This is a genomic window from Kurthia sp. 11kri321 (genome assembly GCF_001534765.1).
Lineage (GTDB): Bacteria > Bacillota > Bacilli > Bacillales_A > Planococcaceae > Kurthia > Kurthia gibsonii.
The window spans coordinates 1,153,558-1,174,103 of sequence record NZ_CP013217.1 but is presented as its reverse complement, the minus strand read 5'-3'; the positions used below and the strand labels follow the sequence as shown (position 1 = coordinate 1,174,103).

The following is a 20,546-nucleotide window of genomic DNA, read 5'->3' as shown; positions in this document are numbered from 1 at the left end:
AATAACCTCCTTAAAATTTAAGACCCAATGACTGCATTTGACGTTTCTGTTGTCGTGCTAATTCAGCTTCAGATAAATGTTTCGTATCGTATTTATTATTGATTACGACACTGCTATTACTGCCTGTTCCGTTACCGTCTAATTCAACCTTCACTTTTACTTGAAGTTCTTTACTGATTGACGATTTCATTTCGCTTACTGTACCAAGACCAGTCGCTACACTTAATCCACTTGCCATTTCAGATTTAACCGATTCGGCTAGGTCTAAAGCTGTCGCAACTGCTTGATTTTTCATTCGACTGATACCATTAATCATGCCGAGAACCAAGTTTCTTCCGATGAATTTATCCCCCCAACGAGAAGGACTGTGGATATCCAATGCACTTTGAATTGTCGATTTGATACTATTTGCGATAGACTCTGCTTGCGCCAATAACGCTGGTGTCATAGATGTTAAACCATTTTGCATACCTCGAATAACATTCTTTCCGATAGCTGGCATACTCGCTGTTAATGCGTTAAATTTATTAGTCGTTTGACCTGTTAAATTTTTAATTTCTGCCTGCCACTCTGCGTTATATTGAGCTAATTGCTTAGCTGTTTCGGCACGCAAAGCTGTGATTTGTTCGTCTGTATCTTTACGCAATCCGACTAATTCAGCTGTTGCTACATCTGTTGCAAATTTCGACTTTTCTTCCCACAATGCAATATACTCTTTTAACTCTGCTTCAGACATTGTATTTAATGCGGCGATTTCAGATGATGCGCCTGGTCCAAGTTGGCGAAGTTCTTCAAGTAATGAACCAGCGACACCCTTTGAAGCTAACGAGTTGATATTACTCGCCCATTCTTTAAGTGTTGTGACTTGGTCTTGCAAATTGCTCTTAATTTGAGTAGAAGTAACGTCTGCTGTCTTTTGTACTTCACTAAATAGCGATGTAAAACCACTCAAAGTTTTAGCACGATCTGCTACTGCTTTTTCATATTCAGCATTCAACGCTTTTTCACCGTCTATTAATTTTTGGTTAGCTTCTTGAATAGCATTTGTGTACTTCTCGTTTAATGCGATTAGACCATCATAGATTTCTTTTTTCTTCTTAGCTGCTTGTTGGTCAAAATACGCACGTTCTGCTGAACCTTTTTTGTATGCTTTGCTAATCTCATCAATTTTAGCGATTTGTTGAGCTGCGCTTAATTTTTCATTCGCTAAGATATTCTCTACTTTGGTTTTATTAGCTTCATACTGCAATTTAGCATTTTGCTTAACTGCTTTAGTGTACTGATTTTCAAAGTAGATACGTTCTTTCGAGTTTTTCGGGTACTCTTTCGCAAGTTTAGAAATCGACTGTAACTGTTTATCTGTAAGTATCTTATTGCTAGATAATAGCTTACTTACAGTGTTTTTTCGTGTGGATAAAAGATTGGCCGCTACGTTTTTATTTGCACTAATAATTTTTGCGTTCGCTTTGTTTTGAATCGCTTCATTTTGCTTGTATTGACTAGCTAACACTTTAACTTTAGCGACATATTTATTTGTATCACTCGTTGTCTTTTTACTCGCATTGTACTGATTATCGTATTTAGCAAGTTTTAGATTGAATGCTTTTTGGTCTGCAATTACTTTAGCGTTACGTGCTCTTTGTGTTGCTAGTGCTTTTTTAGTTGTAGCTTTAGCGATTTTAGCGTTAACGGTATTTTGTGCATTTGTAACCGACTTGTATTTTTGTCCAAGTGCTTTCGCTTGTTTTACATAACTAGCTGTACTAATTGTCCCAGCACTTAGTTTTAAATCCAAACCTTTCATGCCATCAGAGAAAGATTTTTTAGCCGCGGCTGCTACTGCTTTTGCTGATTTTTCCACAGTTGATGTTTTAGACTTAATACCATTTGCGAAACCCTGTCCTGTGTGTTCACCTAAAGTTTTTGTTACACGCGAAGGAGAATGAATATCCATCGCTGATTTAATTGTATTTTTAACTCTATCAGCAATTGCTTTAGCTGCACTCACAACTGCACTAATTTTTGATTTAATCCCATTGATTAAACCTTGAATGATATGTTGTCCAATACTCGTTAGATTAATGCCTTTTAAAAATGAAACTGCATTATTCCATCCACTCTTAATCGCACTCACAACATTACTCATTGCGCTTGTAACGACTGATTTTAAAGCGTTGAAACCACTCGATACGACCGAACGAACGGAACTCACAGCACTCGATACAACACTACGAATACCATTCCATGCACTTGAAACAACTGAACGAATGCTGCTCATAATAGAAGAAATAACCGAGCGCATCGCATTAAATCCACTTGAAACTACACTACGAATTGCGCTTGTAATTGAAGCAACTGACGAACGCATAGCACTGAACGTACTTGTTACTTTTGATTTAATACTTGTTACAACACTGCTAATCACAGAACGAATTGCATTCCAAATACTACTCGCAACGGTACGAATTGCACTAAATATAGAAGATACACTCGAACGTAAAGCGCTGAATGTGCTTGTGACACGTGATTTAATCGCATTGACTACTGATGTAATCACACTACGAATTGCGTTCCACACGCTTGTTGAGACACTTCTAATTGCGTTCCACACGCTCGATACAACGGTACGAATCGCATTAATACCACTTGTGATGCCAGCGCGTAATACTGTAATAACTGCGATGATGACTGTTTTAATACTATTCCATGCACTGCTCGCATTCGCTTTAATGTTGTTCCACACAGTCAAAATAGAAGCTTTTAAACTATTGAAAATTGAAGTAGCTGTTGATTTAATCCAATTCCAAACAACCGATAGAACTGTTTTGATAGCATTCCACAAAGCTGTTGTGCTACTTAACACTTGGCTCCACCCCGTTGCAATCCATGTCGCTAATTCGGCTGCTTTTTGCTTTACAGTGTCCCAATTTTGGTAAAGCGCAATACCTGCTGCGACGAGCAAACTAATAATCGCTATCGCAATACCAATCGGACCTGTAAGTAATGCTAAACCTCTTAAAAGCCATGGCAACGCTAAGCGAGCGACGTTTAGTATGCTAGAACCTAAACTTGTTATTTTAGGCATGATACCGGATACGCTAGTAGCAAATCTCGTGATTGTGGGAATAATGCGCACAAACATTGTCCCGAATGTTAATATCCATGGTAATACTGCCATGACTGCACCTGTAAGAGATACCAATACAGCAATGATTTGTCCGATGACAGGATTACTTTTCATCATATTGTTAGTCCACTGTAAAAACTTATTGGCTAACTCTAAAATTTTTGCTCCAAGTGGTGCCAAACCGATACCGAGATTGACTAAAAATGTTGTTAGATTACCAATCAAAGCCATAACAGATGGTGCTGTAGCTTTAACGTAGTTTAAAAAGTTTTGGAATGCTTGGTTTTCCTCAAGTGCGGCACTCCATGCTCTCCAACGTTGCATTAAAGATTGTAAACTCGTCATCATACCACTTGCTGATCCACTAAATGCACTGAAGAAATTTACAACACCGACAATCGCATTACCGAAAATACTACTAATCTTCGGCATATTAGCCTGTACATACGAAATAAATGATTTAAACTTCTCACTCTTTTGTAATCCTTGGGCCCATTTTGCAAACGATTGTGTCATTTCTAAAAACCCTTGCGCCACCGTTTTAGTGAGCGGTGCAAATGCGACAAACATTGAACCTAAGCCTTTAAAAATATTACCGACCGCTTTACCGAACGTCACCATCATTGGTGCGCCCTCTTTATTTAAGTATTGAATGAATTGTTGAACAGGTGGTGTACCGAGTGATTGTTTCAGTGTGGACATAAGTTGCTTGAAAGCATTAGCCGATGAAACAAAAAGTGGTTGTAATTGCTTTAATAAAGACGACGCTGTTTGCGCACCTGTTTTGACACCTTGTAAAATCGGTTTTTGTGTTAATTTAACTAATCCATCAAAAGTTGTTTTAATACCGTCGATAGCCGATTTCGTTTCTTTTTGAAGCGCATTTAACTTCGCATTTTTATCGTATAGTTGCTTAACATTACCAATGACAAGCGCTAATGAAGCACCAAACCCAGCAAATGCTGTAGCTGCTCCAAATACAAACGCTGTCGCTTGCCCAGCCATAACCCCAATCATGACACCGAGATTACCGATTAATGCTCCGACATTGGCAAGTATCGGACTAATAGCTGGCAACACTGACATAAACGCACCTTGTAAAGATGTGCCCACAAGTTCAGCGAAATTACGCATAGATGTTGCGATTTTCCCCATCATCGCTTGACCCGCTTGATAGCCTTGCTTTAACTCACCAAAAAATCGTTTAACATTGTTGTAATCTGCTTTAATTGTAATAACAACTTTACTAGCTGATAAAGCTAACATCTTAGCCTTTAACATCGCAACAGTGCGATTAAAACGACTTGTATCAGCCTGTATATTAATTTCTGCATTACTTGCTTTAAGTAAATTCGTTTGCGCACGTACTTGAATCATCTTTCGCATAAATTCGCGAACATTTGCGCCGATATTTACATTTGCACCACTAGCTGTTTTGCGTATATTCGCATCAACTTGTTGCATTTTACGAGTAAACTCACGAATATTTGCGCCGACCATTGCTGTAAAACGTTCAAATGCCATATGTTCCCCTCCTTTTTTTAACTGCTTTTAATCACAAAGTTTTGCATTGCTTTTTGAGCTTTATCAAAACGAGTGAAGTCTTTCTCTGGTTCTTCTTGCTTGAGTATCTGACGTTTTGCCTTATCCGCATTGAATAGCTTTTTAACGTCCACACGCTTTTCATTCGCGGCTCTCGCGTGCATGATAGCTTGTACTGCCATATCTTCGTAACGCTTAATATCACGCAACATAGCGCCTTTCAGCATGTTTCCCCACTCACGCAAATCTAGTGAGTACAGATAGTCAAAATCAGTGATATTGAGATACTGTACTGCATCGATTTCTAACTGATTAAAGTCGACTACGCTTCGATTTCTGCTTTCAGTTTCATCATGTATTCGACCATTGATTTGTTCTGCTCTTTTTCCTCGTCCGTCTGACCCAACGTTTCTGCCATCTCGAACATTTCCCAGAATGTCTTGACTTTCTTCGCGAAAAAACCACTGTTACGCATGAAGTTATAAGCTGATTTAAATAATTCATCTAAACCATTTTCTTCGATATGTTCTTCTAACGCTGATTCGATTTCACTTCGTGATGGAATTTCTTTTTTCGTATTGTGGGCAGTAGCTGCAACCCAAAAGTCGACTAATGATGTTGGTTCGTTTTGTACTAAACCTTGCAAAAGTGTTTCAAGTCCACCTTCAACTTTGCCTGTCTGTTCTGTAAACTGACCGAGTGATTCGATTGATTTTAAAAATGCAAATGAAGCCTTTGCTGTATATTCTTTTTTACCTACTGTTAATGTTAATGTCATATAAATGACCTCCTGTTATAAGTATTAGAAATGAAAAAGAGGAGCGTTATGCCCCTCTCATTTTTACTAAGGTACTAATGGGGCTTGAACACGATTGTCTGCTTCACCTTTGTATTCACCAGGTTTTTCAAAACCGTATTGTCCAAACTCAACAACTTCAGTTGGCAATTTATCAATCTTGCCACGTTGAGCTTTACCGTAGACTTGGAATGTGCCGCTAATTTCTTCGTATCCATCTTGTGCATTGGAACGCTCTGCTGATTCAACAATCACATATGCAAACATTGCATCATGTTTATTTGATTCATCAAGAGTTGTGTCGACTTCCCACACTTTTAATTGCTTTTTATCTTCAATTGCTTTGAATACTGCCATTTGACCAGGGTCGTTTTTAGCACCATATGCACTAAACTCGAATGATTCCGAGTTGTTACCATATCCGACAATACGACCGAATTTGGTTTGTTCGTCCTTCACATCGTTTTCAATCGAATAAGTCGACTCCGTTTGTTGCGCAATAACAAGTGCCGCTGTTCCATGCTCTGCATCGACTGGCTGTACTAACATAATTGTGTCTTTACCATTTTTTAAACTCATTTTCATTTCTCCTTCTGTAGTGAAATTTTCAAAGTAAAAACACCATGCCTATGAATACCATCGATGTCCGTAAAGACACGCGTATCATTGCATGATGTTTTGACTGTGGTATATCCACTTATTTTTAATTTGTATTTGAGTGATTCATAGATTGCTGAAAGTATCTTATATACTTCACTATTACCTTTGTAATTCGACCATATGTGAAGTGTTACAGAGTAATCTTTCACGTCCTCCGTTTTAACGGAAAAGGCATCTACGCGTGGTTCACCGATGACTATATATGGATATACAGTGCTTTCAGTGACGTAATCGTAAATGCCTTTTGTATTCTTTTCTTGATTCAATAGACTTGTGACTGCTACATCACTCCGTAGCCTGTCTAATATCGCTTTTTGTAATGCTCCAAAAACAAGTGACATATCATCACCTACCTAACCTACGCATTTCACGTCTAAAGTATTGCCTGCCTACTTCAATTGCTGGCGCCCAAAACGGCTGCGCTTCCATCCCTCTTGTAAATATAAATTGACCGTATTTTTCGGAGTAAAAAACCCAACCGTCCTTATTACCGTTACCATTCTTCGCATAAATACCTGTGCCATATTCGATGTAAATTGCGTAATCTGCGTCCACAGTAACGATTGCTGTTAATCCTCCTTGAAGCACTTCAACTTCAATACTTTGGCGCAAATAACCTGAATCAACAGGCGCTCTCGCTCGTGCTTCGGTTTGGATAACTGCTGCTGTTTCCACAACAATCCGTTTAATTTCATCTTCTATTTGATTTCCCCAACGACGTAACGCTGATGATAATGCACGACTACCAAAACGAGTAATACTCATTTCTTCACCTCGCGTAACTTTACTCTCATTACCTCGTGCCACCCACCTTGGTCTTGAGGTTTTCCCACAATCTCATACAATACTTCTTCGTATTCGATATACATATCGCTTGTGATGTCCGTTCTGTATGGATATAGCATATAACGGTCGAATGGGTTTTGTTTTTGCATAGCCACATATTCTTCATAAGACGAAGGAGTATCAACGAAAGCTTTCATGCCGAATAATTTAACAGGCTCACTTTCTACGAAACCACCCGATTCATCTTCGATTAATCCACCTTGACGTATTACATTAATTTCGTGTGGGTATTCACTATACACAAGTTACCACCTCAACTTTTTGAATGGCTTTAACGGTAATAAAACTGCTGTGGGTAAATCGGTCGTGTAAGCGTAACTGACGGTTCCACCACTTCTAGAAGTTAATCCAGCATGATTTGTATAATACTGAATCGCTTTAGCAATAAATACTAATGCGTTATCAATCGTGATTGCTGGATTATTACAATACTCAACAGCTGTGTCAAAATAAATTGGCGCTAACATTTTGTAATGCTCTGTTTTTTCTGTGGTGATTACTTCGTTATTGATCATCATTAATTTAGTCACTTGTTCATCAGTTAGTAGCATTTTCTTCACCGACTAACAATCCGATTAAATCAGCTTTTTTCATTTCAGATGTATATGCGATTTCTCGTTGATCTAATAGCTGTTTCAGTTCATCGACCTTCAATGATTCGTAATCGACTGCTTCAACTTCATTCGATTCTTTTTGTTCATGGTATCTTCGTAACATCATGTTTAACCCCTCCATTCAAAAGAAAAAGAAGGTAAATAAATACCTTCTACAATCCTGTAAATTTCACTACACCGTTGTCATTGTATAAATTCGTAGTGTAGTAAGTATTAGCTGCCAATACAATTGTGCGTGCTAAAATGTCCTGATCTGTTTTTAATTCAATTTCTTTTTTCTTCACAATTTCGACTGCTCCGAAAAGTTGTAAATAACCTTTACCTTCCGTAACACGTTTTGTTTTGACGATATCTTTAATGCCAAGTAACTCTGCAACTTGCGCTTTTGTGATTGCTGTTTGTTGAGTAGTTCCGCCGACATTGAATAGCGACTTAACTAATTTCGTATAATCTTTGGTGTTAACGAATAAAACCATATCCATTTCATCTTCTAAATCGAATACATCGATTGCAGCTAAGATTGAATCAATAGAAGTTGGTGAACCAGGTGCTGTTAGTAAAGATTTTTCTAACGTTGCTAAATAATCAATCTCCACTTTATCTGCCACTGCCATACCGATTTGTTTAGTAGCTTCATTAACTGTACCTTCTACGTTTGTGATGATAGCTTTTTCGGTGATTTCCACAGCTTTACCCGCCTCTTTGACAGTCACTGTAGTAGTTGTCATTGATAGCTTATCAGTATTCATTGGCACACCTTCTGTTAAGTCTGCCGCTGCTCCGATGTATGCGTATTTTGGACGTGTAATTGTATCGCCCGATGTACCTTTTAACGTATTATCAAGCGTTGCATAAGGTGTGAAACGAATCGCTTTATCCAACTGCGCTGAAATAGCTGGCGCTAAAACTTGTGGGTTGATTAAGTCCGCCGCTTTCGTTTGTGCAAAGAATTGAATATCTAATTTTAATGGTTTAAATACTTGTTTCATGTGTATCTCTCCTATTCCGATAATTTATTGAACAACTCTACATCTTTGTTATACAAATCAACTTTTTCCATGTATGACATTGAAGCAAATTGTTCTTTTGTAATTGCTGGTGGTGTACCGCCTTGTGGTGGAGTTCCGCCTTTTAACTTATCTGACATAAACAAATAATCATCAGACGTTTTTAACGCTGTCAATTGCTCGTCTAAGCCGATTAACTTTCCGTCCACAAACTTAACTGTGGAAGTATCGAGCAACGCTTTTACTGCTTTCGGGTTCTTCGCTTTTGCATCACGTAGCGCTTCCGTTAACGCAAAATCAAATTCCTTTTGCTGCAGTTGTTGCTGATACTCCGTTTGAGCCTGTTCATTTTGTTGCTGTAACGCTTCAATCTGCTTTTGCAGTTCTTCGTTACCTTGTGCTTTAGTTTGCAATTCAGTAAGTTGTTCATCGCGTTGTTTTAACTGTGCCTGTAAATCTTTTAATTCCTCGATTTTGTCATTTAATCGAGTACGCGGCACCATACTGCCAAACCCTTCTACAACTTTATCTGCTTGCTCTTCTGTTAAACCTAGTGCTACTAATTGATCTTTATTCATCTACATGCTCTCCTTTCGAGTTTTACATCTTCGAGGATGATTTTGGGCATAAAAAATAAGCCTGTTTAACGTCTATTGCTCAAAGACGATATTTCATGAACTAATTAACATATTTGTAATTCACGTAGCCACTATATTTTTTTCCATTTTTAATATATTTCACTTTAACCCAACCCGTATTCTTCTTAGTATTTAAGTATTTGAATGGATAACCTTTACTGTAATCAAAGCTTAATCGCGTTCCTAAAGAAATCTTTTTAACAACTTTAGATTTAGTGTTGGGTTTTGAACGTAAGTTTAACACATTAACATTCACTATAGCGTAATCAGCGCTATTCATATTAGGGAATAAATGCTTTACTTTTATATATCCTGTTTTATTTCTTGTTACAGTGTTTTTTGAACTATTATGTTTTGTGCCGTATTTTACCTTCACCCATTTTTCATTGGTGAATTTAACTATCTTTACTTGATTATCATATGGAATATAAGGCTTTTTGGTTGCATTAAACACCGTTGGGATAACCTCTATTTTTTTTCCATTAGGTTTGGTATAAGCTATTACTTTCCCGTTACTTAAATAAGTTAAATAACCCTTTGTAGGACTATCCTTCAATTTGGCATCAGCTTGAACCATAAAAACCGAAGATAAACCTAAACATAAAATGATTGATAAAATAATTTTCTTCATTATTATTCCTCCCTTTATTAATACATTATAGAGGAATTAACTTTATTTTTATATCTTAGTATTTACCCATTCTGTATAACTTTGGAATAGGACCACATTACTCGGCGGTAACACACGTTTATCCGCTTTTTTATAAGCTTGGGCATATGTGTCACCATTTTCCATGTATGAATCAATCTTATTTGCTAATCGTTGCTGATAATCTGCGTCACGATAATCACGTCCACGTCTTACAGCAGGCAATTGACCGTTTATGAGTTTCAACTTCACACAACGGCAATTAATATCCATCTTCGCCACATTCCAAAGGTGAGGACCTTTCGCTTTCATGCCTTTGTAATAAAAATAACCTTCTGAATCAGCTTTCTGACCGTCTAATTTTCGATGTTCATGTCGTGTGCGTGTATCAAGTGTTGCAAGCCACACGTCTGTAATATCTGCAAACCGCTTCATTTCTTCTGTTACTGCTTGGTCTGACAAACTTCTCGCTCTGCCGCCCTCTGTCCTCGCGACAGTACGAGCCTTATGTTTACTAAATCCAACAGCTTTTTCAATACGTTCAGCCATCTTCCAATAACCTTCGCCAGATAGCAACGATGAGGATATTTCAATATGCAGTTTACGAATGATTTCATTGCGATGATTTTCTAAAGTTGGCGCTAACCCTAAATATTCAATAGGATTTACAAGAGCTGCGGCAATTGTTTCTTCTGTCGGAATGCTGAAGCCATCTTCTGTACCTTGATACACTTGAAACAAGTACGCATACATTAAATACTGCTCTATATAAATACGTTGTTGTGAGTTTTCAATCATCTTCACAATTTGTTTGTAGTCTGCGTTTAATTGGTCCGCAATGCGCTCTAATTCCTTTGATAATCGATTGTATTTATTCAAGTCTGTGTAGCTTGTTTCGTCACTCTGTACAAACTTGTTATACATGACGCTCAAACTTGCGAGAATCTCTTTTAAACGTTTCGCCAGCAGTTCGTCGACTTCTGTTTCAGCCTGTTCAATCAACTTGTCTACACGCTCGATAATGTCGAGTTGGTTATGAATATTAGGCATTTAATCACCTACCGAAGTTTTCGTATAAAGGCTTCTTAAGTTCTTTTAGCAAATCATCTTTGTAACGAATTATCGGCTTTCCGTTGTCTTTCCCAATAACAACCATTTCTCTGCCGAAAGGTTCTAGATTAGGGGTAATGTTAATCTGAATATCGGTTGCGATATTAATTCTATTCATCTTCATTTCCTCCTTCATCTAAAGTGCCATATCGTTCGCTATAAGCACTTAATTCCGTTTCTTTCTGTTCATTTAGCTTCTTCAATTCTTCCTCGCCGTTTTGAATGTAAGGATGCTGTGAAACCGCTGTGGAAATACTCATAATGCCACTTGCTACCGACTGGATAAGGTTTGTAATGATTTCTTGTTCATTCGTAATCGTGAGTTTATTGAAAGAGCAATTAATATCTTCGGCATCAAATTCACCGAAATTCGACTCTTCGCAATAAACTTGAAGGAAGTACAATAATTCTTTGTTAGCGTCTTCGAAAATTCGTTCCTGTTGCGATGCTTTTTGGTCCAGTGAATTGTATAAGTTTTTCAATGCCACGCCGCTTGGACTGTTTCCAATAACTTCAGGTGATGGATCTACACCTTGGCCATACGTGATGATACCTTTCCGAAGTAGTTCAACTTGCGCTTGATATGCTTGTACAGGAACTTCCGCTGTTAATGTATCAATGCCACCATTATCCTCAGCATCGACTTTCACAGCTTTATAGCGTTTTAAATTCTCTTGGAACTCTGATAATGATTCGCCTTCATATCCTTTTAAAACGTAAATAAGTGACTGCATATCACTCAATGTGTTCTGCGCGTCACTTGTTAATTCCTCATATTCATCAATGTATGGTTTAATGATTTTTAAATCACTAATTTCTTCGTCATTGTTAGCGTACTTAATAAATGGCACCTTACCCCAGGACTTACCTTCCGTACCTTCAATGTTCGCAAAGTGCGGCGCTGGATTTGTTTCGTAGGTCACATCTAAATAAATTTTGTTACTGATGATTTCGTAGTATGTGACATCGTAATCTGTCCATAATTCCAATTTAATATGTTCTTTACCAACTGCATAAAAACGAATAGCTGCAGTTAACTTAAAACGGTTCTTCGCGTCATAAATTGGAATGACTTGCTCGCCGCCAACTGTCATAATGTCGAAGTTTCCTTCTTCATCAATGTAGGGCATTAACCATTCAATACCTTTGTTCGTGCTGTTTTTAATTAAACGAGGTAAAATACTTCCCCATCGTTTACCAATTGTTTGCTCGATAATTTCAAGATGTTTCTTATTATCCGTTTTGCTCGACCAAGTCATTGGTTCGCCTGCTAAATAACTTACTTTTTGGTCTACGAGCATTTTGTATAAACCGCTTGCCAGTCGTTTATTTGTTGCTGTATGGTCTATTACTCGTTGCCCATTTACATACGTATAAATTTCGCGTTTAAGGATATCCGTTTCTCCTAAGTAATAATTAACACCTTGTAGCATTTTATCCGTCCGAAATGTATCGTATAGCTTTTTCACGTTATCGATTTGTTTCGGTGCATTCGCTTCGATTTGTGCAATCAATTCGTCTGTAATCGTTGCGTCAAAATTGTATATGTTCATGCTGTACCTCCTACTTTAAGAATGTGAAGCCTTTTTTATTCTTCATATCTTCACTGAATGCATAGCGTGTCGCGTCAATCGTGTGATTGTTTTTATCTTCTAAACGTGGCTTTGGATTGCCGTCTTTATCTGTTTGATAATCAATATTTTCAAATTCTCTAGCGATATTCGGCGTTCGTAACGGATCAATAACAATCTCTGTTAAATCGTCCAGCCATTCTTCGCCGTATTCCACACTATCAGGACCTTTTTTCACACCTTTGATTCGTTTAATGCCATGCTCATTCTTCAGTTCTGCAATAGACTTCGGTTCTGCTGAATCTGCAAAGATTTCATCGGATTGATAACTTTTACTATGCAGCCACTTAGCAAACTCTCGGTTACTAATCTTTTGACCGAAGTATTCATCAATTGCGTAAATAATATTCTTCTTTTTATCATAGTGCCATCGAACAAAAGCGAGCGGATCTGTAGCGTACCCAAAATCGACTGCATTACGAATATTATCAAACGATGCAACCATTTCATCAGTGATACAGCCTTTTTCAATCCTTAAGTTATCAAATGGAACAACACCCGAGCCAATTGCTTCACCAAGGTATTCCCACCGATAACGCATTTCATTTCGTTCTTTCGCCGCTTCTGCTTCAACAATGAATTGCTTTGAGATGAATGGATTATCGTGATAAGTCGAATGATGAACAAATGTATTATCTGCTACAAACGAACTTTCATACTTCTTATTCACCCAAGATTGTCGCCTTTTCGGAGGATTATATGAATAGAAAAACTTATAAAAAAGACCATCACCGAGTTCGCCACGTAATAGCGAGTTAGTGATCGTCGTGATTTCATCTTCTGTTTTGAATTCTGCTAATTCTTCAATCCAAGCAATCGCAAAAGGAAAGTTCGCACTCTTTAATGATTTAATACGTTCGGGTTCACTAGCACCACGAAATACCATGTAATTGCCACGCGGGATATACGTGATTCGCATAGGACTTTTATTGACTTTAAACAGATGTGTTACACCCTGCTCTGCAATAGCCCATTTCATTTGCTCGAAAATAGATAACTCAATCGTGTTGTCTATTTTACGAATACCCACTGCATTGACAGCATATCGCATAAGTAGCTGCACGATGATATGTGCAATATCAGACGACTTCCCAGAACCACGTCCACCTTTGCATACGACGTTTAAAATATCCTTGCTTACTGCTGCTCTCCATACACTATGAAAGCCTTTCGGGATCAGTTCAGATAACTTAATCTTCGTCATCTAAATCACTTCCAATGTCATCAATAAATTCTACCGCTCCACTCACTTCGACTTCTGCTTTTTCAGTGAATAATTTATATCGCTTACCAAGTAATTCAGCCGCTCTTATTCGTTCAGTTGTTGTTGGTGGCATTTTTTCGTCAATCTCTTGATAACCTTCTCCAAGACCTCTCAAAACTGCTGAACGACTTTCTCCACGTATAATAGCTGTTAATGTTTCAAGCACTTCTGTGGCGCTTGCAATGCGTTCTGATGACATTTCAGATAGCTTTTCATCTATATAAGACTTGATTGTAGTATTTTGTAGTAACTTGCTTGCATTCGTGTTCGCATACTTTTTACTATAACCAGCCTTCACTGCTGATTCTGTTGCATTACCACTCTCGATATAATGTTCTGCAAAAACTTGCTGTTTTGGCGTTAATTTCTTTTGTTTCAATGGTTATCACCACCCATACGCTAATCGCTCCTTTTATTATTCAAACAAAAACCCACCTCAAATAAGATGGGTAATAGAATATTATTTTTTTCTCTTCAACATAAATGAAGTAATGATATTGAAGATAAAGAGGATTAAACATATACCAAATAAAATAACTAATCCCCAGTCGCTCCATGTAGCATTATCCCAGTTTGTATTTACAAAAAAGTAAATCGCAAAACTAAGAACTACCATAAATAGGATGATATTTTGTATTTTCATAATATAAATGGATATGATAAGATTATAAGAAGTTGGGAGGTTTCCCTCCCTTCTTCATGTTACTTGCGACGTTTCTTCTTAGCGGTTGAGCGTCGCTTTTTCTTTTGCTTATCTTTCATGTCGCTGATGTTCTTAGCTGAACTTGTCAGTAAGTTTATCACTGTTGCGATACCAATCAGATAAGTTAATATCTTATCGTAATCCACTTTGTCACCTCCTGTCCTTCTTTCTATATTAATTATAACATCTATCATCTTCTTGCACAATACTTTTATTCAATATTTATTAAATTTTTTTAATTTATTTTGAATTAATTTATTTATAATTGATTAAGTGTTATACTAAACTTATAAAAAACGAGGTGATTATGTTGAAAAGTAGACTTAAAATTATTCTGGCTGAGAAGGGTTTAAAAAACAAAGAATTAGCTGATTTATTAGGTACTTCCCCTACTGTTATATCCAATTGGATTAATGGTACTAGTTACCCCACTGCTGTTAAATTATTTGAATTGGCTCATAAATTAGATGTAAAAGTCGATGATTTGTACGAGTACACAGAAGAGTAAACTATCAAGCTCTAGTAAACGCTAGAGCTTTTTTAATTTTTTTCTAGACGAACGAGCTTTCTTTAATTCACTTAATTCAATCCAACCACCGTCCATTTTGCTATATGCCATCAACAGCAATCGCAACGCTGGATATTTGTATTCAAACAGCTTTTGTTTAATCGCGAAGTCTTTCGTCACCATGCCTTTCACGTCCACGATCTCGATATGACCATCTGCATACGTCACTTCAAAATCTGCTTTATACGTAATCTCACGATATAACTTACCGTTTTTGCGAAACTTTTCTTGCAACAAAAAAGAAGGTTGCAACTGTATATCAGTCACAATCCCTCTTTGCTTTAAATCTAATAAGTATAAGTAATAATCTCGTTCTGCTTTGGAATCAAAAGTAATGCCAGCGTACACTACTTTTTTATTGTTGTATTTACTCATAACATCATCTTCTTTTCTTAATTATTTTTACACTTACATTTTAAAGCTACTTGTATGATAGGCATGTAGATTACCTTTGATTTATAGTTATCAAATTCTTCTTTAAAAAAGAAAGTAGTTCTAAATAAGTAAAACAAAACCATAACTAATACAAGAAGAAAAGGTATGGCATAAAAACTCTTAAAAAAATTTTTCATATCTAAAAACGAAAGCAAATTAATTAATATAGAAACCACTGCTACATATACAGCAAAGTACCCTAACCATTTAGATATACCCGCAGAATCTCTTGCTTCTTCCTTTTCAAGCGTACTTAACATTACTTTTAATTCTTTATTAGAATATTTTCTCGATAAGTCCGTTGCCCATTTTTGCAATAAAATTTCCTTCTCACATTCTCTAAAATGATTATACTTAGCGAAAAGCTTAGTTTGTATTATTCCGTCCAGCTCTTTCCTCACTATTTTAGGTTCAGCTAATTTTATTTCTCTATGCAAATTCATTTTCCAACCTCCCAATACAATTGTAAGGAAGATGTCTACTACTTATATGATGTATGTATTATGTATTTAGCAAACAAAAAGCACCACAAAGGGTGCTTCACTTCTTACTTTTCAAGAATTTTAAGAATTCCATCTAAATCACTCGGCGAGAAAAAATAATGTTTTGGAAAATCTTGATTCGATAAATTATTAATAGATTCATTCCCAAAGCCTATTAATCCACTTTCAGAAACACTTAAGATTAAAATGATATAACTTCCTTCTGTTTTAACTTCTTTATAAGTTGTTCTGATCTCATCAATCAGCTTTTCCGCTGTTTTCATCAGAAGGTTATAAGTTTTAAGTTTCTTATCATTATAATCATAAATTGAAATTGAACATTCCATAACAATCACCTCCACTCATTACAATCTTATCATAACAAATTTTGGTTCAATATTACATTTATGACATTTTAAATATATGTATCACCTGCACCGAAGTACAGGCACTCAATAAGGGGGTTTGAGTTAGTCATACAGACTACACAACATACAACAGCTAGCGCTCGCATAAGCGTACATTGTTTTGTCGCTCGTTATATGCCGTGCAAAGTGTACGACTTTTTAGCATGATGCATCTGTACAATTAATCTATTACAGTGCGTCGTCGTCGTTTTTTAAAAGACTTTTTAATTTTTTTAGGAAAAAGACTACCAATCCGCTGATAGTCTTTCGTAGGCTCACTCTTATTAAATTGTAACCAGCAAGTTATTTTTTTTGAGGTAAAAATAAACCGAAGGTTTGTAGGCCCGCAAGTAGTAAACTTGTAGCGTAATATATTCCACGCACCAAAGGATACAACTCGCCGAACCTGCCTTCCATGATACAGATTTTTTTGTTTTTTTCAAAATTACATTACTATTATTCCATTCATTCCAAGTATTCCTAAGAAATATTCATCTCTTTAATGTGATGTTCATGAAATTTTACGATACTTGTTGCGATCTTGCATTGTCTTTTACATACAGCTGATTGCTTCAATTCAATTTCTTCTTTCTCCCCAATTTCCTTCTGCGTCATACCAATCAACGTGTACTCCAGAATTAATTTATCTTTAAACGACAGTCGGTCATACGCTACATCATCACAAAACATCTGTATGATCGTCACTTTCTCTTTCATTCTGTCGAGCGTTTTATGCATACGTTCACGTCGTAAATACTCACTAAACAATACGTCGCTCTTACCACTCGCTTTTGGCATACTCGCTTGTAATCCATACTGCGCTGTTCCAGCGTGCGCTTCGTCCAATTCTGCTCTGATTTTTTCAATCTGACGTATTACAATGTTATAGTCGTGCATTGCTGCTAAAATACATTCGCTCGTAATTGACTTTGTTTTTGACATACACACAACTCCCCTGTTCTCTATTTATCTTGATGAATCATTAATTCCGAAATAACCCACCCATTTTCGATCATATATATTCCATCTCCGTAAACATCTACAATGACCGCGTAATCCAAGTGTTTCAAATGTTCTTTCCACTTACACCAAACCAGACCGTCGTACCATTTATCAATTATCAAATCTTTCCGGATCACGACTTTATCCCCCGTTCGATAATTCCCCACTCTCTCACCTCGTCTATTTATAATTCGCACAATACTTTTTCAACCACTTTAGCGCTTCGTCTGGAAACATGAAATACTCTCGAATACAGTCAATATATACATCAAAATACATATGCGTTTTAACGACTGTTGCTGTGCGTGTAACGACTTTTTGATTTGCTCGTAACTTATATATGTCACGCTCGATAATCGCTAAATCATCAAGCGTGTGTAGTACGTCATATACATCTAGCTGTTGCATACGCTATACCTCCTATTTATATAAAGTTTCTCTTGCTCTCGTAGCAAGCGGATTGACATCACTGCTCCATGCAATAACTTCTAATGCTCTTTCATATTTTTCTAATTTCATAAGTAATCCTTGTTGGTCTTTACCGAGATTTTTAAAAGTCTTTTATTTATGCAATGTTCCATTTCGCATTGCTCAAGTTCTTCAAATCTCCGCTTACTAATCTCTATCATTTCCATACGCTATACCTCCAAATCTTCTTCTCTCACAGTGTTTCTCTTTACAGGTGTAGTAGCCGCCTTTTCTGGCGACCACCCATTTCTTACTCTGTTTCTGAAGTTATCTCTCGATACTCCATGCTCACGACATAGCGACTTATACTGTTGATATAAGCTAGTAGCCATCGCGCTGACGTTGCTTATTGATCTCGTACTTTTTCCAATAAGCTTCCTCGATTTGTTCTTCTGCGAAACCGAGTAAAAGACCGAGGTTTAAAAGAATCGTCATGAAATCTCTGTAATCAACGTATTCAAATTCATATTCTGCTAAAACTGTTGCGCATGAATTTAAAATGATAAAAGTTGTAATAACAGAACTTGCTTCATCAGTTTTTCTTGAATCTTCTAAAATTTCTTTGATGTTTTCATCACTTAATTCGCCAAAAACATCATTACCAATACTTAAACTAAAATGAAGAACATCCACGTATTCTTCAAGAAGTGGATTTTTAGGATAAGCTACAAAACTTTCTCCTTGGCACTCGATACAAGGGTAAGGATTGCCCGATGCTACACCCTCAACATCAATACCCGTACCTTTACAAGACTTGCATTCTTTATCGACCCATTCTAAATCGTTCGCTGTTTGACGATTACTCCAAAACTTAAAACCTCGCCATTCATTTGCACACTCACCGAGTTCAACTAGTAAAGCTAAAACTTTCTTCTCTAAACGATTTTCACCTGGCAATGTCGGATGCTGTTGCTCGATGTATGCATCCAATTCAGCTTGCGCTTCAAATAATTTTTGTAAGTTCATCTTATTGCTCCCCTTTCTCTTTTAAAAAAATGTGTAATAAAGACCTTGCGCCACCATATACATAATTCCAATCCAACCGTAAAAAGGCATCGTTATTTCCAACTCACTAAAAAGCAATTCTTTTAGCGTTTTAAACATTTCGTAACCTCCTATTATTTTTTAATGTTGCTCTTTTTTCTCTTTCTTAACTCCTGTGAACACTAGCAATGTAGCAACAACTAACGAAAAGACATCTAATACAATCGTTGCGCTATCTTTAAACACGATTACTAACAGCACATATGCACTAATTAAGTTCAGCCAATTAATTTTCATCATTTCCCCATCTTTCTTTTAGTTTTTCAAGCAACTTTAAGATTCCCCAGCCGACGTAATTCGCGAATAAAAACGCCGCAATTACGATGCAAACAAGACTTACTAAAATGTCGATGACGTTACTCATTCCCTCGTCAATCTCCCTTCTTTTTCTAACACGTACACACGTCGTTTAACCGCTTCACGTGGTTTACCAAGCATTTCACCAAGTATTCGATAAGTGCCGAATTGCACACCGTTCTGTTCGATATACTTAATGATTTCTTTCTCTTGCTTTGTGGTCCACCCGCGATTATTTTTATTACCTTGTGCAATGTTCGTGCCATTGATCTTGTTTAAAATATCAATCGACAGTTGTTCTAAGCCACCACGACAATACACATCAAAACCATTCACGCGATAGTATCTGTCACACTTTACATTGCAGCTACAACGTCGCGAGTATTTATGTTTATTTGATGTATCTGCGATTTCTTCAATCGTTGGAATTGTGTTCATTCTTGCACCTCATTTCTATATATAAATCGATATTTCGATTCAATGTCCGTTCTATATCATCTGTTTTGTAGTTAGTGCATGATTTACCACTGATAGACCAAAAACTCAACGAATCATTTTGCATTTGCAACTGAAATAACGGTTTGTCTTTGTGATAAAAAACATCTGCTATGCCAATCAAATAAGGGAATTTCATTTTTGATGGCTTCCACGTGACATCTTCACGACCAATCACGATACTTCGATATTCGTTTGTGTCAAATAAAGAAAGTTGCATATCCATCACCGCCACATTTAAATTTGCAATTCTAGCTGCTCGTTCTTTTTGTAAAGTGCTTTTAAATAATTCAAATATCCTTCGATATTGTGTTTGAGGAATCGCACCTTACCATCTAAGTGTTCTTTTACATATCGCTCTGAATGCTCGTTTGCCCAGATCATGTAATCGTTTAAATCAACCAAGTCACCAATTTTAAAATTATTAATATCTATATAGAGCTGAAACAGAGGTTGATAATTAGTATTTTCAATCTTTTGTCGAGCCATTTCCTCACCTCATAACTTATTAAACAAATAAGAGTAGTATGTTTTAAGTATGTAACAACGTGCTGCACTACTCTTATTTTTTAGTTAAATCGTTTCTAGCGTCGCTCGTATATCTGATTGCAAACTCGCTAAATCTCTGCTAACTTTGCGTAATTCTTCTTTTGTCGATTCTAGCTGATCTTGTAGTTCTTCGATGTATCGTTCTTGTCCATGCGCAATCTCTTGAAGTCGTTTGTGTTGTTCCGTTAAACATGATTTGCATGCAGTCATTC

30 protein-coding genes are annotated in these 20,546 nt (G+C 36.8%); 1 reads left to right on the top strand and 29 read right to left on the bottom strand.

Annotated features, from left to right (window positions below; translation table 11 throughout):
* Positions 1–10: 10 nt before the first annotated feature.
* From ASO14_RS06060 to ASO14_RS14985, 18 genes are all read right to left on the bottom strand, one after another.
* A complete protein-coding gene (locus tag ASO14_RS06060; RefSeq protein ID WP_068452878.1) occupies positions 11–4,651 on the bottom strand; it encodes a hypothetical protein in 4,641 nt (1,546 codons plus the stop codon).
* Between the two features lie 17 nt (positions 4,652–4,668).
* Positions 4,669–4,896, bottom strand: coding sequence for a hypothetical protein (locus tag ASO14_RS06055; protein WP_068452876.1), 228 nt, complete (start codon positions 4,894–4,896; stop codon positions 4,669–4,671).
* A 95-nt stretch (positions 4,897–4,991) separates the two neighbouring features.
* Positions 4,992–5,447 carry a tail assembly chaperone gene (locus ASO14_RS06050; protein WP_068452874.1) on the bottom strand — a complete coding sequence of 152 codons (456 nt, stop codon included), beginning with the start codon at positions 5,445–5,447 and terminating at the stop codon, positions 4,992–4,994.
* A gap of 66 nt (positions 5,448–5,513) precedes the next feature.
* On the bottom strand, positions 5,514–6,044 hold the full coding sequence (locus ASO14_RS06045; RefSeq protein WP_068452871.1) for a phage major tail protein, TP901-1 family: 531 nt from the start codon (positions 6,042–6,044) through the stop codon (positions 5,514–5,516).
* 2 nt (positions 6,045–6,046) lie between these two features.
* Positions 6,047–6,466 carry a DUF3168 domain-containing protein gene (locus tag ASO14_RS15315; RefSeq protein WP_068452868.1) on the bottom strand — a complete coding sequence of 140 codons (420 nt, stop codon included), beginning with the start codon at positions 6,464–6,466 and terminating at the stop codon, positions 6,047–6,049.
* A 4-nt stretch (positions 6,467–6,470) separates the two neighbouring features.
* Positions 6,471–6,890 carry an HK97-gp10 family putative phage morphogenesis protein gene (locus ASO14_RS06035; RefSeq protein WP_082701398.1) on the bottom strand — a complete coding sequence of 140 codons (420 nt, stop codon included), beginning with the start codon at positions 6,888–6,890 and terminating at the stop codon, positions 6,471–6,473.
* Positions 6,887–7,213 (bottom strand): phage head closure protein, encoded by a 327-nt coding sequence (locus tag ASO14_RS06030; protein ID WP_068452865.1) that lies wholly within the window; start codon positions 7,211–7,213, stop codon positions 6,887–6,889. The genes ASO14_RS06035 and ASO14_RS06030 overlap by 4 nt, the downstream gene beginning before the upstream one ends.
* A 3-nt stretch (positions 7,214–7,216) precedes the next feature.
* Positions 7,217–7,489, bottom strand: coding sequence for a head-tail connector protein (locus ASO14_RS06025; protein WP_156422346.1), 273 nt, complete (start codon positions 7,487–7,489; stop codon positions 7,217–7,219).
* Between the two features lie 19 nt (positions 7,490–7,508).
* On the bottom strand, positions 7,509–7,691 hold the full coding sequence (locus ASO14_RS06020) for a HeH/LEM domain-containing protein (RefSeq protein ID WP_068452859.1): 183 nt from the start codon (positions 7,689–7,691) through the stop codon (positions 7,509–7,511).
* A gap of 46 nt (positions 7,692–7,737) precedes the next feature.
* Positions 7,738–8,574: a N4-gp56 family major capsid protein gene (locus tag ASO14_RS06015; RefSeq protein WP_068452857.1), complete on the bottom strand. Its 837-nt coding sequence runs from the start codon at positions 8,572–8,574 to the stop codon at positions 7,738–7,740.
* A gap of 11 nt (positions 8,575–8,585) precedes the next feature.
* On the bottom strand, positions 8,586–9,170 hold the full coding sequence (locus tag ASO14_RS06010) for a phage scaffolding protein (protein ID WP_068452855.1): 585 nt from the start codon (positions 9,168–9,170) through the stop codon (positions 8,586–8,588).
* 100 nt (positions 9,171–9,270) lie between these two features.
* On the bottom strand, positions 9,271–9,861 hold the full coding sequence (locus ASO14_RS06005) for an SH3 domain-containing protein (RefSeq protein WP_068452851.1): 591 nt from the start codon (positions 9,859–9,861) through the stop codon (positions 9,271–9,273).
* Between the two features lie 48 nt (positions 9,862–9,909).
* On the bottom strand, positions 9,910–10,929 hold the full coding sequence (locus tag ASO14_RS06000; RefSeq protein WP_068452848.1) for a phage minor head protein: 1,020 nt from the start codon (positions 10,927–10,929) through the stop codon (positions 9,910–9,912).
* Between the two features lie 4 nt (positions 10,930–10,933).
* The gene (locus ASO14_RS14990; protein ID WP_156422345.1) at positions 10,934–11,107 is read right to left on the bottom strand and encodes a hypothetical protein; all 174 of its coding nucleotides are present in this window, start codon (positions 11,105–11,107) and stop codon (positions 10,934–10,936) included.
* The gene (locus ASO14_RS05995; RefSeq protein WP_068452843.1) at positions 11,100–12,542 is read right to left on the bottom strand and encodes a phage portal protein; all 1,443 of its coding nucleotides are present in this window, start codon (positions 12,540–12,542) and stop codon (positions 11,100–11,102) included. Before ASO14_RS05995 ends, ASO14_RS14990 begins: the two co-directional genes overlap by 8 nt.
* A gap of 10 nt (positions 12,543–12,552) precedes the next feature.
* Positions 12,553–13,824 (bottom strand): PBSX family phage terminase large subunit, encoded by a 1,272-nt coding sequence (locus tag ASO14_RS05990; RefSeq protein ID WP_068452840.1) that lies wholly within the window; start codon positions 13,822–13,824, stop codon positions 12,553–12,555.
* Positions 13,811–14,263, bottom strand: a complete 453-nt coding sequence (locus tag ASO14_RS05985; RefSeq protein ID WP_068452839.1) for a terminase small subunit — start codon at positions 14,261–14,263, stop codon at positions 13,811–13,813. The genes ASO14_RS05990 and ASO14_RS05985 overlap by 14 nt, the downstream gene beginning before the upstream one ends.
* A gap of 323 nt (positions 14,264–14,586) precedes the next feature.
* A complete protein-coding gene (locus ASO14_RS14985; RefSeq protein ID WP_156422344.1) occupies positions 14,587–14,733 on the bottom strand; it encodes a hypothetical protein in 147 nt (48 codons plus the stop codon).
* 164 nt (positions 14,734–14,897) lie between these two features.
* Between ASO14_RS14985 and ASO14_RS05980 the strand changes: the two genes are divergently transcribed.
* Positions 14,898–15,095 (top strand): helix-turn-helix transcriptional regulator, encoded by a 198-nt coding sequence (locus ASO14_RS05980; protein ID WP_442911259.1) that lies wholly within the window; start codon positions 14,898–14,900, stop codon positions 15,093–15,095.
* 21 nt (positions 15,096–15,116) lie between these two features.
* Here ASO14_RS05980 and ASO14_RS05975 read toward each other — a convergent pair whose 3' ends face one another.
* From ASO14_RS05975 to ASO14_RS05925, 11 genes are all read right to left on the bottom strand, one after another.
* Entirely contained in the window at positions 15,117–15,530 is a 414-nt protein-coding gene (locus ASO14_RS05975) for a DUF1064 domain-containing protein (RefSeq protein ID WP_068452837.1), read from the bottom strand.
* Positions 15,531–15,547: 17 nt separating this feature from the next.
* Entirely contained in the window at positions 15,548–16,033 is a 486-nt protein-coding gene (locus ASO14_RS05970; RefSeq protein ID WP_068452836.1) for a hypothetical protein, read from the bottom strand.
* 104 nt (positions 16,034–16,137) lie between these two features.
* Positions 16,138–16,419 carry a hypothetical protein gene (locus tag ASO14_RS05965; RefSeq protein ID WP_068452834.1) on the bottom strand — a complete coding sequence of 94 codons (282 nt, stop codon included), beginning with the start codon at positions 16,417–16,419 and terminating at the stop codon, positions 16,138–16,140.
* 540 nt (positions 16,420–16,959) lie between these two features.
* Complete coding sequence (locus tag ASO14_RS05960; protein ID WP_068452832.1) at positions 16,960–17,421, bottom strand: hypothetical protein; 462 nt, start codon at positions 17,419–17,421, stop codon at positions 16,960–16,962.
* A 240-nt stretch (positions 17,422–17,661) separates the two neighbouring features.
* A complete protein-coding gene (locus ASO14_RS05950) occupies positions 17,662–17,889 on the bottom strand; it encodes a hypothetical protein (protein ID WP_068452825.1) in 228 nt (75 codons plus the stop codon).
* A 381-nt stretch (positions 17,890–18,270) separates the two neighbouring features.
* A complete protein-coding gene (locus ASO14_RS05945) occupies positions 18,271–18,915 on the bottom strand; it encodes a dUTP diphosphatase (RefSeq protein WP_068452822.1) in 645 nt (214 codons plus the stop codon).
* Positions 18,916–19,074: 159 nt separating this feature from the next.
* Positions 19,075–19,233: a hypothetical protein gene (locus ASO14_RS14980; RefSeq protein ID WP_156422343.1), complete on the bottom strand. Its 159-nt coding sequence runs from the start codon at positions 19,231–19,233 to the stop codon at positions 19,075–19,077.
* Positions 19,220–19,357 carry a hypothetical protein gene (locus ASO14_RS14975; protein ID WP_156422342.1) on the bottom strand — a complete coding sequence of 46 codons (138 nt, stop codon included), beginning with the start codon at positions 19,355–19,357 and terminating at the stop codon, positions 19,220–19,222. The genes ASO14_RS14980 and ASO14_RS14975 overlap by 14 nt, the downstream gene beginning before the upstream one ends.
* On the bottom strand, positions 19,354–19,728 hold the full coding sequence (locus ASO14_RS05940; protein ID WP_068452819.1) for an Lrp/AsnC family transcriptional regulator: 375 nt from the start codon (positions 19,726–19,728) through the stop codon (positions 19,354–19,356). Before ASO14_RS05940 ends, ASO14_RS14975 begins: the two co-directional genes overlap by 4 nt.
* A 294-nt stretch (positions 19,729–20,022) precedes the next feature.
* Complete coding sequence (locus ASO14_RS05930; RefSeq protein WP_068452815.1) at positions 20,023–20,274, bottom strand: hypothetical protein; 252 nt, start codon at positions 20,272–20,274, stop codon at positions 20,023–20,025.
* A gap of 84 nt (positions 20,275–20,358) precedes the next feature.
* Positions 20,359–20,544, bottom strand: a complete 186-nt coding sequence (locus ASO14_RS05925) for a hypothetical protein (protein ID WP_068452812.1) — start codon at positions 20,542–20,544, stop codon at positions 20,359–20,361.
* Between the last annotated feature and the right edge of the window lie 2 nt (positions 20,545–20,546).